The sequence below is a fragment of the Teredinibacter waterburyi genome (genome assembly GCF_001922985.1).
Lineage (GTDB): Bacteria > Pseudomonadota > Gammaproteobacteria > Pseudomonadales > Cellvibrionaceae > Teredinibacter > Teredinibacter waterburyi.
The window spans coordinates 1-627 of the sequence record NZ_MRUH01000081.1 but is presented as its reverse complement, the minus strand read 5'-3'; the positions used below and the strand labels follow the sequence as shown (position 1 = coordinate 627).

Here is a 627-nt window from a genome sequence, read left to right as displayed (position 1 = left end):
CGCCACTTTACCGCAAAACTCCACTCCACACGCGGCACAGGTTAACGCGGCGTTAGGCATACACAATGAACAAAGCTGTACGAGAGTTGCTAAACCGAGTTGAAGATGTTGCTGATTTTTCGGGTATAAAGCTAAACGACATAAATGATATCAATAGCTTCGGTGACAACGCTTTACATTGTATATGTGTTTGGGGAGATATTGAGGCCGCAAAATTGCTCGTAGAGAATGGAATTAATATCGAACAGAAAGGGGAAGGTGGTTTCACTCCGCTAAAGGTTGCAGACGATTTCGGACACAAAGAAATAGTAAAATACCTAATTTCTAAGGGTGCAAATACCGAGGCCCTAGATGCGGAGTTTAAGTTTAATCCTAACGCAAATGCTCAGCATATGGAAAAGCTTCAACAAGGCATCGAAGAGCTGCAAACCAAAATAAAAACGGAGTGCGAAAAAAATGCCTAACAAATTGCTCCATTTGACGCAGCGGTCTACGCTCCTTTTTGTGCATTCGCTGCGCTCATTGTTGCACAAAAATCCACTACTACCGCTGCGCAACTGAGCAAGGCGTTATGTGTGGATAGAATCCAGTGAACGAAAATAGGAATTTGAAGTCTCTCTTTTCAGG

General features: G+C 43.2%; 1 protein-coding gene. It reads left to right on the top strand.

All coding sequences use genetic code 11. The features are described 5' to 3' along the window. Window positions 1-65 precede the first annotated feature (65 nt). Window positions 66-464, top strand: coding sequence for an ankyrin repeat domain-containing protein (locus IDZ20_RS05905; RefSeq protein WP_188150506.1), 399 nt, complete (start codon window positions 66-68; stop codon window positions 462-464). Window positions 465-627 lie beyond the last annotated feature (163 nt).

Excerpts from the sequence above, each read along its gene's own strand:
- IDZ20_RS05905 (WP_188150506.1), top strand. The coding sequence starts at position 66 with ATGAACAAAGCTGTACGAGAGTTGCTAAACCGAGTTGAAGATGTTGCT.